The sequence below is a fragment of the Streptomyces sp. NRRL F-5727 genome, assembly GCF_000719555.1.
In the GTDB taxonomy this organism is placed as follows: domain Bacteria; phylum Actinomycetota; class Actinomycetes; order Streptomycetales; family Streptomycetaceae; genus Streptomyces.
In genome coordinates this window covers 72,431-84,812 of sequence record NZ_JOGX01000021.1, presented here as the reverse complement: position 1 = coordinate 84,812, position 12,382 = coordinate 72,431, and the positions used below count along the sequence as shown (strand labels likewise).

Here is a 12,382-nt window from a genome sequence, read left to right as displayed (position 1 = left end):
CCCCCCCGCCCACCCGCCCGCTCCCACCACCGAGATCGCCCGCCGGGCCGGCACCACCCCCGACGACGCCCTCGCCCGGCTGTATGAACTCCACGCACTCGGTCACGCCGAACGGGACGGCGACGGATGGAGGTTGACGAACAGCGGCAAGCCGCTGTCGAACGCGCGGCGAGGCGATCCTTGACCTGGCGCATTCGGGTGAAAAGGTGAAGCCGATGAGGAACCGAGTCATCCCGGCCGCACCCGCGGGGCCGACGCGCGCCACGGCCCCGGTTCGAAGATGTGGCCGACCACGTCCACCCGGACCGGCGCGATCCGCTCCCGTTCGCTCACCGCGACACCGCACTCACGCTACGCTCACCAGGATTCCCCACAGGACACCCAGACCGACGCACCCGACAGCAGAACGGCTCAAGGCAACGCATGCCCCAGCACACCTCCGGGTCTGACCGCGCTGCGGTGCCCCCAGCAGCCCGGGGCACCGTGCGGCCGGCCGCGCCGACCTCCCTCGAAGAGCTGTGGCGCTCGTACAAGGCCACCGGCGACGAGCGGCTGCGGGAGCAGCTGATCCTGCACTACTCGCCCCTCGTCAAGTACGTCGCCGGACGCGTCAGCGTCGGCCTGCCGTCCAACGTCGAACAGGCGGACTTCGTCTCCTCCGGGGTGTTCGGCCTCATCGACGCCATCGAGAAGTTCGACGTCGAGCGCGCCATCAAGTTCGAGACCTACGCCATCACCCGCATCCGCGGCGCGATGATCGACGAGCTCCGCGCCCTCGACTGGATCCCCCGCTCCGTGCGCCAGAAGGCCCGCAACGTCGAGCGCGCCTACGCCACCCTGGAGGCCCAGCTCCGGCGCACCCCCAGCGAGAGCGAGGTCGCCGCCGAGCTCGGCATCCCGCTGGAGGAACTGCACGCCGTCTTCAGCCAGTTGTCCCTGGCCAACGTCGTCGCCCTCGAAGAGCTGCTGCACGTCGGCGGCGAGGGCGACCGGCTCTCCCTGATGGACACCCTGGAGGACACGGCCGCCGACAACCCCGTCGAGGTCGCCGAGGACCGCGAGCTGCGCCGGCTGCTCGCCCGCGCGATCAACACCCTCCCCGAGCGGGAGAAGACCGTCGTCACGCTCTACTACTACGAGGGCCTGACGCTCGCCGAGATCGGGCACGTCCTCGGCGTCACCGAGAGCCGCGTCAGCCAGATCCACACCAAGTCCGTCCTGCAGCTTCGCGCCAAGCTCGCCGACGTCGGGCGCTGACCCCGCCCCACCGGTCGTACAGTGGAGCCGTGCCCAGGATTCGAGCGGCCTCCGTGGCCGAGCACCGGACCATGCAGCGCGGCGCCCTGCTGGACGCCGCGCGATCCCTGCTGTCCGAGGGCGGGACGGAGGCGCTGACCTTCCCCGCACTCGCCGAGCGCACCGGACTCGCGCGCTCGTCGGTCTACGAGTACTTCCGCTCCCGCGCCGCCGTCGTCGAGGAACTGTGCGCGGTCGACTTCCCCGTCTGGGCCGCCGAGGTCGAGTTCGCCATGGCCGGCGCCGACACCCCCGAGGCCAAGGTCGCCGCCTACGTCCGCAAGCAGCTGGAGCTCGTCGGCGACCGCCGCCACCGCGCCGTCGTCGCCATCTCCGCCGGCGAGCTCGACGACGGCGCCCGCGAGAAGATCCGCGCCGCCCACGGGGGCCTCGTCGCCATGGTCGTCGACGCCCTCGCCGACCTCGGCATGACCGAACCCCGGCTCGGCGCCATGCTCCTCCAGGGCGTCGTCGACGCCGCAGTCCGGCGTATCGAGCTCGGCGCCGCCGAGGACCCCGACCGCATCGCCGAGGCCGCCGTCAGCCTGGCCCTGCACGGCGTCACCGGCCCGCGTCCCTGACCAGCGGCAGCAGGCGGGACCGGGGCCGGACCGTCAGCAGGAGCGGGTCCAGATAGACCCGGCCCCGTAGCAGCCCCCAGTGCAGGCAGGACACGGGGCAGTGCCCGCCGGGGGCGACCTCGGCGATCGGGGTCCCCGCGGGGACCCGGGCGCCCCGGCCGGCCAGTGGCGTCACCGGGGAGAAGGTGGTCCGCAGCGGGGGAGTCCCCGTCCCCTCCAGGGTGAGCGTGACCACCCCGCGGCCGCCCACCGGACCGGCGAAGGTGACCGTCCCCGCCGCCGGTGCCCGGACGGGCGCCCCCGGCGGCGCGGCGAGGTCGACACCGCGGTGACCGGCGGCGTACGGCCCCGGCGGCGGCCGCCAGCCGCGCAGGATCTCCGGCGGCGGCGGGCCCACCGGCCAGAGCAGGGCGAGGACGAGGAAGACGGTCGTGAGCTGCATGGGGAGAGCCTCCCCGGGCAGCGCGGCACCCGGCGGGCGGAGCCGATTTCTGTGGACGGGCGGCGGCCTGTGGACAACGCCGTCACCCGGCGCTCCCGGGGTCCCGTACACTTCCTATGGCGACCCGGGTCACCGGGTCGACTTCGCACGCCCCGCCACTCGACTCCCAGAGCGCGGTGGCAGCGCCTTTCGGTCCTTCGTGGCACGGCGCGCCGGGGCGTCAGGAACACAACCGAGAAATCCAAGGAGATACGGCCATGGCCGTCGTCACGATGCGGGAGCTGCTGGAGAGCGGCGTCCACTTCGGTCACCAGACCCGTCGCTGGAACCCGAAGATGAAGCGCTTCATCTTCACCGAGCGCAACGGCATCTACATCATCGACCTGCTCCAGTCGCTGTCGTACATCGACCGCGCCTACGAGTTCGTCAAGGAGACCGTTGCCCACGGCGGCTCCGTCATGTTCGTCGGTACGAAGAAGCAGGCCCAGGAGGCCATCGCCGAGCAGGCGACGCGTGTCGGCATGCCGTACGTCAACCAGCGTTGGCTCGGTGGCATGCTCACCAACTTCTCGACCGTCTACAAGCGTCTGCAGCGCCTCAAGGAGCTCGAGCAGATCGACTTCGAGGACGTCGCGGCCTCGGGTCTCACCAAGAAGGAGCTCCTGGTCCTCTCGCGCGAGAAGGCCAAGCTGGAGAAGACCCTCGGTGGTATCCGCGAGATGCAGAAGGTGCCCAGCGCCGTCTGGATCGTCGACACCAAGAAGGAGCACATCGCCGTCGGCGAGGCTCGCAAGCTCAACATCCCGGTCGTCGCGATCCTCGACACCAACTGCGACCCCGACGAGGTCGACTACAAGATCCCGGGCAACGACGACGCGATCCGCTCCGTCACCCTGCTCACCCGCGTGATCGCCGACGCCGTCGCCGAGGGCCTCATCGCCCGCTCCGGCGCCGCGACCGGCGACTCGAAGCCGGGCGAGAAGGCCGCCGGCGAGCCGCTCGCCGAGTGGGAGCGCGACCTGCTCGAGGGCGAGAAGAAGGACGAGGCCGCCGAGGCCCCGGCCGCCGAGGCCGAGAAGGCCCCCGAGGCCGAGGCCGAGGCTCCGGCCGAGCAGGCCTGACCCCTTCCGCACTCCGGAACACCACGGAGGTGACGGCGGGGGCCCATGAAGCCCCCGCCGTCCCGCCGTAGATCTTCGTAGATCTTTCTGACTTCGAGAGAGAAACAGACTCATGGCGAACTACACCGCCGCTGACGTCAAGAAGCTCCGTGAGCTCACCGGCGCCGGCATGATGGACTGCAAGAAGGCCCTCGAAGAGGCCGACGGCGACGTCGACAAGGCCGTAGAGGCCCTGCGCATCAAGGGCCAGAAGGGTGTCGCCAAGCGCGAGGGCCGCTCCGCCGAGAACGGCGCCGTGGTCTCCCTCATCGCCGACGACAACACCTCCGGCGTCCTCGTCGAGCTGAAGTGCGAGACGGACTTCGTCGCCAAGGGTGACAAGTTCCTCGCCGTCGCCGACGCCCTCGCCGCCCACGTCGCCGCCACCAAGCCGGCCGACATCGAGGCCCTGCTCGCCTCCGAGATCGAGGCCGGCAAGACCGTGCAGGCCTTCGTGGACGAGGCCAACGCCAACCTCGGCGAGAAGATCGTCCTCGACCGCTTCGCCGCGTACGCCGACGGCTACGTCTCCGCGTACATGCACCGCACCATGCCCGACCTCCCGCCGCAGATCGGTGTCCTCGTCGAGTTCGACAAGGAGAACGCCGAGGTCGCCAAGGGTGTCGCGCAGCACATCGCCGCCTTCGCGCCGAAGTACCTCACCCGTGAGGACGTCCCGGCCGAGGTCGTCGAGTCCGAGCGTCGCATCGCCGAGGAGACCACCCGCGCCGAGGGCAAGCCCGAGGCCGCGATCGCCAAGATCGTCGAGGGTCGCGTCAACGGCTTCTTCAAGGACGCCACGCTGCTCGGCCAGCCGTACGCCCTGGACAACAAGAAGTCCGTCCAGCAGATCCTGGACGAGGCCGGTGTCACCCTGAAGCGCTTCACCCGCATCAAGGTCGGCATCTGAGTCCTTCGCGCCCACGCGACGGACACCGGACCCGGGTAGGGTCTGAGACAGTCGTTCCGCCCCGCGCGGGACGACCGCAGATGTGACGAGGAGGCCATTGCCGTACGGGAAACCCACGAGGACCCAGGGCAATGGCCTTCTTCGTATGTGCACGAGGAGATCTCCATGAATCAGGGCGCCGTACAGGGCGACAACGACAAGAGCGGCAAGAAGCTCGGCCGCTACATGCTGAAGCTGTCCGGGGAGGCCTTCTCCGGCGGTACCGGTCTCGGTGTCGACCCGGACGTCGTGCACGCCATCGCGCGTGAGATCGCGGCAGTGGTCCGCGACGGCGCCCAGATCGCCATCGTCATCGGCGGCGGCAACTTCTTCCGCGGCGCCGAGCTCCAGCAGCGCGGCATGGACCGGGCCCGCTCCGACTACATGGGCATGCTCGGCACCGTGATGAACTGCCTCGCCCTCCAGGACTTCCTGGAGAAGGAGGGCATCGACTCGCGCGTCCAGACCGCCATCACCATGGGCCAGGTCGCCGAGCCGTACATCCCGCTGCGCGCCGTGCGCCACCTGGAGAAGGGCCGCGTGGTCATCTTCGGCGCCGGCATGGGCATGCCGTACTTCTCCACCGACACGACCGCCGCCCAGCGGGCCCTGGAGATCGACGCCGAGGCGCTCCTCATGGGCAAGAACGGCGTGGACGGCGTCTACGACTCCGACCCGAGGACCAACCCCGCCGCGGTCAGGTTCGACGCCCTGGAGTACAGCGAGGTCATCACCCGCGACCTCAAGGTCGCCGATGCCACCGCCATCACCCTGTGCCGTGACAACAAGCTCCCGATCCTCGTCTTCGAACTGCTCGCCGAGGGCAATATCGCTCGCGCCGTGACGGGTGAGAAGATCGGCACACTCGTGAGCGACCAGGGCACCCGGGCCTGAAGCCCGCTCTCAACCGACACAACGCGACGACACGCAGGAGCAACTGGTGATCGAAGAGACCCTCCTCGAGGCCGAGGAGAAGATGGAGAAGGCCGTCGTGGTCGCCAAGGAGGACTTCGCCGCGATCCGCACCGGCCGTGCGCACCCGGCGATGTTCAACAAGATCGTGGCCGACTACTACGGCGCCCTCACCCCCATCAACCAGCTGGCCTCGTTCTCGGTGCCGGAGCCGCGCATGGCCGTGGTGACCCCGTTCGACAAGAGCGCGCTGCGCAACATCGAGCAGGCCATCCGCGACTCGGACCTCGGCGTCAACCCGAGCAACGACGGCAACATCATCCGGGTGACGTTCCCCGAGCTCACCGAGGAGCGCCGCCGCGACTACATCAAGGTCGCCAAGGGCAAGGCCGAGGACTCCAAGATCTCGATCCGCTCGGTGCGCCGCAAGGCCAAGGAGACCATCGACAAGCTCGTCAAGGACGGCGAGGTCGGTGAGGACGAGGGCCGCCGTGCGGAGAAGGAGCTCGACGACACCACCGCGAAGTACGTCGCGCAGGTGGACGAGCTGCTGAAGCACAAGGAAGCCGAGCTCCTCGAGGTCTGATGAACGACTCATCCTGGGGGGCGCCGGCGGCCGGTTCAGGTCTCGGCGGACCCGACCAGGGGCCTGCCCCGGCGGGTCCCGCCCACGATCGGCACCAGGCGGCGCAGACTCGCCCCATGCCCATCGTGCCCGACGTACCCGCCGGCGGATTCCAGGACGGACACGGACGGGGGGCCGCTCACACGGGCGGTCCCCTGTTCCGTGACGAGACCCCGCACGAGCACCCGCAGGAGCCCATGCCCAGCCCCGTACCGCCGCCTCCGCCCGCCGCGGCCCCCGCGCCGCGGCAGAAGAAGAGCGCGGGCCGGGACCTGGGCGCGGCCATAGGGGTCGGCGTCGGTCTCGGGGCCGTGATCATCGCGTCGCTGTTCATCTGGAAGCCGGCGTTCGTCGGCGTGGTCGCGGTCGCCGTGGTCGTCGGCCTGTGGGAGCTGACCTCCCGGCTCCAGGAGCGCAAGGCCATCAAGGCGCCGCTGGTGCCGCTCGCGGTCGGCGGCGCGGCCATGGTCGTCGCCGGGTACGTACGGGGCCCCGAGGGCGCCTGGGTCGCGATGGCACTGACGGCGCTCGCGGTGCTCGTCTGGCGGATGACGGAACCCCCCGAGGGGTATCTGAAGGACGTCACGGCGGGCGTCTTCGCCGCGTTCTACGTGCCGTTCCTGGCGACCTTCGTGGCGCTGCTGCTCACCGCCGACGACGGGCCGTGGCGGGTGCTGACCTTCCTGCTGCTCACGGTGGTCAGCGACACCGGGGCGTACGCGGTCGGCTGGCGCTTCGGGAAGCACAAGCTGGCGCCGCGGATCAGCCCCGGCAAGACCCGCGAGGGACTGGTCGGCGCGGTGGCCTTCGCGATGGCGGCCGGCGCGCTGTGCATGCAGTTCCTGATCGACGACGGCACCTGGTGGCAGGGCCTGATCCTCGGCCTGGCGGTGGCGGCGAGCGCGACGCTCGGCGACCTCGGCGAGTCGATGATCAAGCGGGACCTCGGCATCAAGGACATGGGGACGCTGCTCCCCGGCCATGGCGGCATCATGGACCGCCTGGACTCGCTCCTGCCGACGGCGCCGGTGGTGTGGCTGCTGCTCGCGCTCTTCGTCGGAACGGGTTGACGGACAGCGGGTACTCTGGAAGGGCTCGGGGCGGTGCCCCGGGCCCTTTCGTCGTCCTCGCCGCCGCGGGGACGGTCCAGTGAGGTCGCTCCGGCAGCAGTGCCGTGCTCCCCGCCGTCGCGGGACGTCCGACCTCGTGCCTGTTTGAGGAGAGACGCCGTCGTGGCTCGTCCGCTGCCCGGAGAACTCACTTTCGTCGCCCCGCGCGGAGCCAAGAAGCCGCCGCGGCACCTCGCCGACCTGACGCCCGCCGAGCGGAAGGAGGCCGTCGCCGCGATCGGCGAGAAGCCCTTCCGCGCCAAGCAGCTGTCGACGCACTACTTCTCGCGGTACGCGCACGACCCCGCCGCGTGGACCGACATCCCGGCCGCCGCGCGGGAGAAGCTCGCCGGGGAGCTGCTGCCCGACCTGATGTCGGTGGTGCGGCACATCTCGTGCGACGACGACACCACCCGCAAGACGCTCTGGCGGCTGCACGACGGCACCCTCGTCGAGTCGGTGCTCATGCGCTACCCGGACCGGGTGACCATGTGCATCTCCTCGCAGGCCGGCTGCGGCATGAACTGCCCGTTCTGCGCGACCGGGCAGGCCGGTCTCGACCGGAACCTGTCGACCGCCGAGATCGTGCACCAGATCGTCGACGGCATGCGCGCGCTGCGCGACGGCGAGGTGCCCGGCGGCCCGGCGCGGCTGTCGAACATCGTCTTCATGGGCATGGGCGAGCCGCTCGCCAACTACAAGCGGGTCGTCGGCGCCATCCGCCGGCTGACCGACCCGGAGCCGGACGGCCTGGGGCTCTCCCAGCGCGGCATCACCGTGTCCACGGTCGGCCTGGTGCCGGCCATGCTGCGCTTCGCCGACGAGGGCTTCAAGTGCCGGCTCGCGGTCTCGCTGCACGCGCCCGACGACGAGCTGCGGGACACCCTGGTGCCGGTGAACACCCGCTGGAAGGTCCGGGAGGTGCTGGACGCGGCCTGGGAGTACGCCGAGAAGTCCGGGCGCCGGATCTCCATCGAGTACGCCCTCATCCGGGACATCAACGACCAGGCGTGGCGGGGCGACCTGCTGGGCAAGCTGCTCAAGGGCAAGCGGGTGCACGTCAACCTGATCCCGCTGAACCCGACGCCGGGCTCGAAGTGGACCGCGTCCCGCCCGGAGGACGAGAAGGCGTTCGTCGAGGCCATCGCCCGGCACGGCGTGCCGGTGACCGTCCGCGACACCCGGGGCCAGGAGATCGACGGCGCCTGTGGACAGCTGGCCGCCGCCGAGCGCTGACCTTGTACCCTGTGCTCGAACACATCTGCATATTCCGACAGGGGAGCGCCACAGCGCTGAGAGTGCGGTAACCGTAGACCGCAGACCCTCTGAACCTCGCCCAGGTCATTCTGGGTAGGAAGTTCGGTCGTAACTCGAGCTGTTGCGCCCTGCCCGCGTCCGGTCCCCGGCCGCGGGCAGGGCCGCGTCTCTTCCTGGTCCCACCCAGGAGGAAGAACCACCATGCACACCAAGAAGGCAGCCGCCGTCGCGCTGGCCGCGGCGCTCGGCGTCACGAGCCTCGCCGCCTGCTCCACCGAGGACGTCCGCGGGGCCGCGGGCAAGAGCGGGACGCCGGCGCCCAAGACCGTGACCCTCGTCAGCCACGACTCCTTCAACGCCTCCAAGGAGGTGCTGGCCGAGTTCACGAAGCGGACCGGCTTCACCGTGAAGGTGCTGAAGGCCGGGGACGCGGGCGAGGCCGTCAACAAGGAGATCCTCACCAAGGGCTCCCCGCAGGGCGACGTCTTCTTCGGCGTCGACAACACCCTGCTCTCCCGCGCCGTCGACAACGGCATCTTCGTGGAGTACGAGGCGAAGGGCGCCGACCGGATCCCGGACACCTTCAAGCTCGACAAGCGGGTCACGCCGATCGACACCGGCGACATCTGCGTCAACTACGACAAGAAGTACTTCGCGGACAGGAAGCTGGCGCCGCCGCAGACCTTCGACGACCTGGCCAAGCCGGAGTACAAGGACCTGCTCGTCGTGGAGAACCCCGAGCGGTCCTCCCCGGGCCTCGGCTTCCTCCTCGGCACGGTCGCGAAGTACGGCGACGAGGGCTGGCAGGACTACTGGTCGAAGCTGAAGGCCAACGGCGTGAAGACCGTCGACAGCTGGGAGCTCGCCTACAACCAGGAGTTCTCCGGCTCGGCCGGCGGCAAGGAGGCCAAGGGCGACCGCCCGCTGGTCGTCTCCTACGCCTCCAGCCCGCCGGTCGAGGTGCTGTACGCGGAGCCGCAGCCGAAGGAGGCCCCCACCGGGGTGTCCACCGGCACCTGCTTCCGGCAGATCGAGTTCGCGGGCCTGCTGGACGGGGCGAAGAACCCCGAGGGCGGCAAGGCGCTGATCGACTTCCTGATCTCGAAGACGTTCCAGGACGACATGCCGCTCCAGATGTTCGTGAACCCGGTGGCGAAGGACGCCACCCTGCCCGAGCTGTTCACGAAGCACGGCGTGGTGATCGAGAAGCCGGAGACGATGGCTCCGGAGAAGATCACCGAGAAGCGCGAGGCGTGGATCCAGCAGTGGTCGTCGCTCCTCACGTGAGGCGTGACCGCCTGAGGAGCGCGGCGCGGCCGGCCCTGATGGCCCTGCCCGTCGCGTTCTTCGCGGTCTTCTTCGCCTGGCCCGTCGCCTCGATCGTCGAGCGCGGGCTGCGGCCGGACGGCGCCTGGGACCTGGGCGCCGTCGGGACGACGCTGGGCCGGTCCGACATCCTCGACGTGCTCGGCTTCACCGTCTGGCAGGCGGCCGCCTCCACCGGGCTGACGCTGCTCGTGGCGCTGCCGGGGGCGTACGTCTTCGCCCGCTTCGCCTTTCCCGGCAAGAACGCCCTGCGGGCCGTCGTCACCGTGCCGTTCGTGCTGCCCACGGTGCTGGTCGGCACCGCGTTCCTGGCGCTGGTGGGGCGAGGCGGGTTCACCGACGCGCTGTGGGGGCTGCGGCTCGACACCAGCGTGTGGGCGATCCTCCTCGCGCACGTCTTCTTCAACTACGCGGTCGTCGTCCGGACCGTCGGCGGGCTGTGGGCGCAGCTCGATCCGCGCCAGGAGGAGGCGGCCCGGGTGCTCGGCGCGTCCCGGTGGACGGCGTGGCGGACGGTGACGCTGCCCGCGCTGGCGCCGGCGGTGTCGGCGGCGGCGCTGATGGTCTTCCTGTTCACCTTCACCTCCTTCGGCGTCGTGCAGATCCTCGGCGGGGACGCGTACACGACGCTGGAGGCGGAGATCTACCGGCAGACGGCCCGGCTGCTCGACCTGCGGACGGCGGCCGTGCTGACGCTCACGCAGTTCGTGGCGGTGGGCGCGATCCTCGCCGTGCACGCGCGGACGGTGCGGCGGCGGGAGACCGCGCTGCGGCTGGTCTCCCCGGAACTGACCGCCCGCAGGCCGCGCGGCGTCGGGCAGTGGGCGCTGCTCGGCGGGGTGCTGGCCTCGGTGGCGGTGCTGATCCTGCTGCCGCTGGGCGTGCTCGTGGAGCGGTCCGTCGCCACCCCGGAGGGGTACGGGCTCCGCTACTACCGGGCGCTCGGCTCGCTCGACGAGGCCGGTACGTTCCTGGTGCCGCCGCTGGAGGCGGTGGGGAACTCGCTGGAGTACGCCGTCGCGGCCACCGCGATCGCCGTCGTCATCGGCGGGCTCGCGGCGGCGGCGCTCACCCGGCGGGCCGGCCGGCTGGTGCGGGGCTTCGACGCGCTGCTGATGCTGCCGCTCGGGGTGTCGGCGGTGACCGTCGGCTTCGGGTTCCTCATCACGCTCGACGAGCCGCCGTTCGACCTGCGGGCCAGCTGGATCCTCGTCCCGCTCGCGCAGGCGCTGGTCGGCGTGCCGTTCGTCGTCCGGACCATGCTGCCGGTGCTGCGGGCGGTGGACCAGCGGCTGCGGGAGGCGGCGGCGGTGCTGGGCGCGTCGCCGTGGCGGGCCTGGCGCGAGGTCGACTTCCCGCTGGTGCGGCGGGCGCTGCTGATCGCGGCCGGGTTCGCCTTCGCGGTGTCGCTCGGCGAGTTCGGCGCGACCGTCTTCATCGCCCGGCCCGACAGTCCGACCCTGCCGGTCGCGGTGGCGCGGCTGCTCGGCCGGCCGGGCGAGCTCAACTACGGGCAGGCGATGGCCCTGTCGACGATTCTGATGGTGGTGTGCGCGGTCTCCCTGCTGCTGCTGGAACGGCTGCGCACCGACCGGACCACCGGGGAGTTCTGATGCTGACCCTTGAGGGAGCGACCGTACGGTTCGGGGCGCGGGCGGTCCTCGACGCGGTGGACCTGGCGGTCGCCGAGCACGAGATCGTGTGTGTGCTCGGGCCGAGCGGCTCCGGTAAGTCGACGCTGCTGAGGGCGGTCGCCGGACTCCAGGCGCTGGACGCCGGCCGGGTGCTGCTCGGCGGCGCCGACCAGGCCGGGGTGCCGGTGCACCGGCGCGGAGTGGGCCTCATGTTCCAGGACCACCAGCTCTTCCCGCAGCGGGACGTCGCCGGGAACGTGGCCTTCGGGCCGCGGATGCACGGCGTGCCGAAGGAGGAGCGGGCCGCCCGCGTCGAGGAGCTGCTCGACCTGGTCGGGCTGCCGGGGGCCGGGCGGCGGTCGGTGGCCGCGCTGTCCGGCGGCGAGCAGCAGCGGGTGGCGCTGGCGCGGGCGCTGGCGCCGCGGCCGCGGCTGCTGATGCTGGACGAGCCGCTGGGACAGCTGGACCGGGGGCTGCGGGAGCGGCTGGTGGTGGAGCTGCGGTCGCTGTTCGGACGGCTCGGGACGACGGTCCTCGCGGTCACCCACGACCAGGGGGAGGCGTTCGCGCTGGCGGACCGGGTGGTGGTCATGCGGGACGGGCGGATCGTGCGGTCGGGGACGCCGGTGGAGGTGTGGCAGCGGCCGGGATCCGAGTTCACGGCCCGCTTCCTCGGCTTCGAGAACGTCGTCCCGGCGACCGTGTCCGGGGCGGTGGCGGAGACCGCGTGGGGCCGGATCCCGGTCCCGGCCGGCGCGCCGCAGGGCGAGCGGCGGCTGCTGGTCCGTCCGGCGGGCGTCCGGGTGGCGGACGAGGGCCTGGTCTGCCGGGTCGAGTCCCGCACCTTCCGGGGCCATCACGTGACGGTGGTGCTCCGGCCGGCGGACGGGCCGCCGCTGGAGGCCGAGTTCCCGCTGCGGGAGGTGCCCGAGGAGGGCGCGGAGGTCGCGGTGGCGTTCCGCGCCGAGGAGGTCGTGGTGCTGGACGGGGACGAGGACGCCTAGGAGCCCGGTGCCCGTGCCCGCGCGGACACGGAGGCCGGAGCGTCGCCAGGGGCCCACGACAGGAGGCCCCTGGCGACGCGGCCCTGC

At 71.5% G+C, this 12,382-nt stretch carries 12 protein-coding genes, 1 pseudogene and 1 riboswitch; of the genes and pseudogenes, 12 read left to right on the top strand and 1 reads right to left on the bottom strand.

Annotation, left to right across the window (positions count from 1 at the left end; translation table 11 throughout):
- From IF73_RS41995 to IF73_RS0117015, 3 genes and pseudogenes are all read left to right on the top strand, one after another.
- Positions 1-184, top strand: a pseudogene (locus IF73_RS41995) (DNA-protecting protein DprA); the annotation flags it as partial.
- A 239-nt stretch (positions 185-423) separates the two neighbouring features.
- On the top strand, positions 424-1,257 hold the full coding sequence (gene whiG, locus IF73_RS0117020; RefSeq protein ID WP_031008644.1) for an RNA polymerase sigma factor WhiG: 834 nt from the start codon (positions 424-426) through the stop codon (positions 1,255-1,257).
- A gap of 53 nt (positions 1,258-1,310) precedes the next feature.
- Positions 1,311-1,877 (top strand): TetR/AcrR family transcriptional regulator, encoded by a 567-nt coding sequence (locus IF73_RS0117015; protein ID WP_031008642.1) that lies wholly within the window; start codon positions 1,311-1,313, stop codon positions 1,875-1,877.
- On the opposite strand, the gene IF73_RS0117010 is transcribed toward IF73_RS0117015, so the two are convergent.
- Entirely contained in the window at positions 1,858-2,319 is a 462-nt protein-coding gene (locus tag IF73_RS0117010) for a murein hydrolase activator EnvC family protein (RefSeq protein ID WP_031008639.1), read from the bottom strand. The genes IF73_RS0117015 and IF73_RS0117010 overlap by 20 nt on opposite strands.
- Before the next feature lie 257 nt (positions 2,320-2,576).
- On the opposite strand from IF73_RS0117010, the gene rpsB reads away from it, so the two are divergent.
- The 9 genes from rpsB to IF73_RS0116965 all read left to right on the top strand — a co-directional run bounded on the left by rpsB (position 2,577) and on the right by IF73_RS0116965 (position 12,295).
- Positions 2,577-3,440: a 30S ribosomal protein S2 gene (gene rpsB / locus IF73_RS0117005; protein ID WP_031008636.1), complete on the top strand. Its 864-nt coding sequence runs from the start codon at positions 2,577-2,579 to the stop codon at positions 3,438-3,440.
- A 112-nt stretch (positions 3,441-3,552) separates the two neighbouring features.
- Positions 3,553-4,389 (top strand): translation elongation factor Ts, encoded by an 837-nt coding sequence (gene tsf / locus IF73_RS0117000; RefSeq protein ID WP_031008633.1) that lies wholly within the window; start codon positions 3,553-3,555, stop codon positions 4,387-4,389.
- Between the two features lie 165 nt (positions 4,390-4,554).
- A complete protein-coding gene (gene pyrH, locus IF73_RS0116995) occupies positions 4,555-5,322 on the top strand; it encodes a UMP kinase (RefSeq protein ID WP_031008631.1) in 768 nt (255 codons plus the stop codon).
- 46 nt (positions 5,323-5,368) lie between these two features.
- The gene (gene frr, locus IF73_RS0116990) at positions 5,369-5,926 is read left to right on the top strand and encodes a ribosome recycling factor (RefSeq protein ID WP_031008629.1); all 558 of its coding nucleotides are present in this window, start codon (positions 5,369-5,371) and stop codon (positions 5,924-5,926) included.
- The gene (locus tag IF73_RS0116985; RefSeq protein ID WP_078868100.1) at positions 5,926-7,035 is read left to right on the top strand and encodes a phosphatidate cytidylyltransferase; all 1,110 of its coding nucleotides are present in this window, start codon (positions 5,926-5,928) and stop codon (positions 7,033-7,035) included. Before frr ends, IF73_RS0116985 begins: the two co-directional genes overlap by 1 nt.
- Positions 7,036-7,197: 162 nt before the next feature.
- Entirely contained in the window at positions 7,198-8,310 is a 1,113-nt protein-coding gene (gene rlmN, locus IF73_RS0116980) for a 23S rRNA (adenine(2503)-C(2))-methyltransferase RlmN (protein WP_031008625.1), read from the top strand.
- A gap of 29 nt (positions 8,311-8,339) precedes the next feature.
- A riboswitch (TPP riboswitch) is annotated at positions 8,340-8,449 on the top strand.
- 83 nt (positions 8,450-8,532) lie between these two features.
- Positions 8,533-9,618, top strand: a complete 1,086-nt coding sequence (locus tag IF73_RS0116975) for a thiamine ABC transporter substrate-binding protein (protein WP_031008623.1) — start codon at positions 8,533-8,535, stop codon at positions 9,616-9,618.
- A 38-nt stretch (positions 9,619-9,656) separates the two neighbouring features.
- Positions 9,657-11,270 carry an ABC transporter permease gene (locus IF73_RS0116970; protein WP_031008621.1) on the top strand — a complete coding sequence of 538 codons (1,614 nt, stop codon included), beginning with the start codon at positions 9,657-9,659 and terminating at the stop codon, positions 11,268-11,270.
- Positions 11,270-12,295, top strand: a complete 1,026-nt coding sequence (locus IF73_RS0116965; protein WP_031008618.1) for an ABC transporter ATP-binding protein — start codon at positions 11,270-11,272, stop codon at positions 12,293-12,295. The genes IF73_RS0116970 and IF73_RS0116965 overlap by 1 nt, the downstream gene beginning before the upstream one ends.
- Positions 12,296-12,382: the final 87 nt, after the last annotated feature.

What these genes read in the sequence shown, in the direction of transcription:
- IF73_RS0116985 (WP_078868100.1), top strand. Translation starts at nt 5,926, where the DNA reads ATGAACGACTCATCCTGGGGGGCGCCGGCGGCCGGTTCAGGTCTCGGC.
- IF73_RS0116975 (WP_031008623.1), top strand. Translation starts at nt 8,533, where the DNA reads ATGCACACCAAGAAGGCAGCCGCCGTCGCGCTGGCCGCGGCGCTCGGC.
- IF73_RS0116970 (WP_031008621.1), top strand. Translation starts at nt 9,657, where the DNA reads ATGGCCCTGCCCGTCGCGTTCTTCGCGGTCTTCTTCGCCTGGCCCGTC.
- tsf (WP_031008633.1), top strand. Translation starts at nt 3,553, where the DNA reads ATGGCGAACTACACCGCCGCTGACGTCAAGAAGCTCCGTGAGCTCACC.
- rpsB (WP_031008636.1), top strand. Translation starts at nt 2,577, where the DNA reads ATGGCCGTCGTCACGATGCGGGAGCTGCTGGAGAGCGGCGTCCACTTC.
- whiG (WP_031008644.1), top strand. Translation starts at nt 424, where the DNA reads ATGCCCCAGCACACCTCCGGGTCTGACCGCGCTGCGGTGCCCCCAGCA.
- pyrH (WP_031008631.1), top strand. Translation starts at nt 4,555, where the DNA reads ATGAATCAGGGCGCCGTACAGGGCGACAACGACAAGAGCGGCAAGAAG.
- IF73_RS0116965 (WP_031008618.1), top strand. Translation starts at nt 11,270, where the DNA reads ATGCTGACCCTTGAGGGAGCGACCGTACGGTTCGGGGCGCGGGCGGTC.
- IF73_RS0117010 (WP_031008639.1), bottom strand. Translation starts at nt 2,319, where the DNA reads ATGCAGCTCACGACCGTCTTCCTCGTCCTCGCCCTGCTCTGGCCGGTG.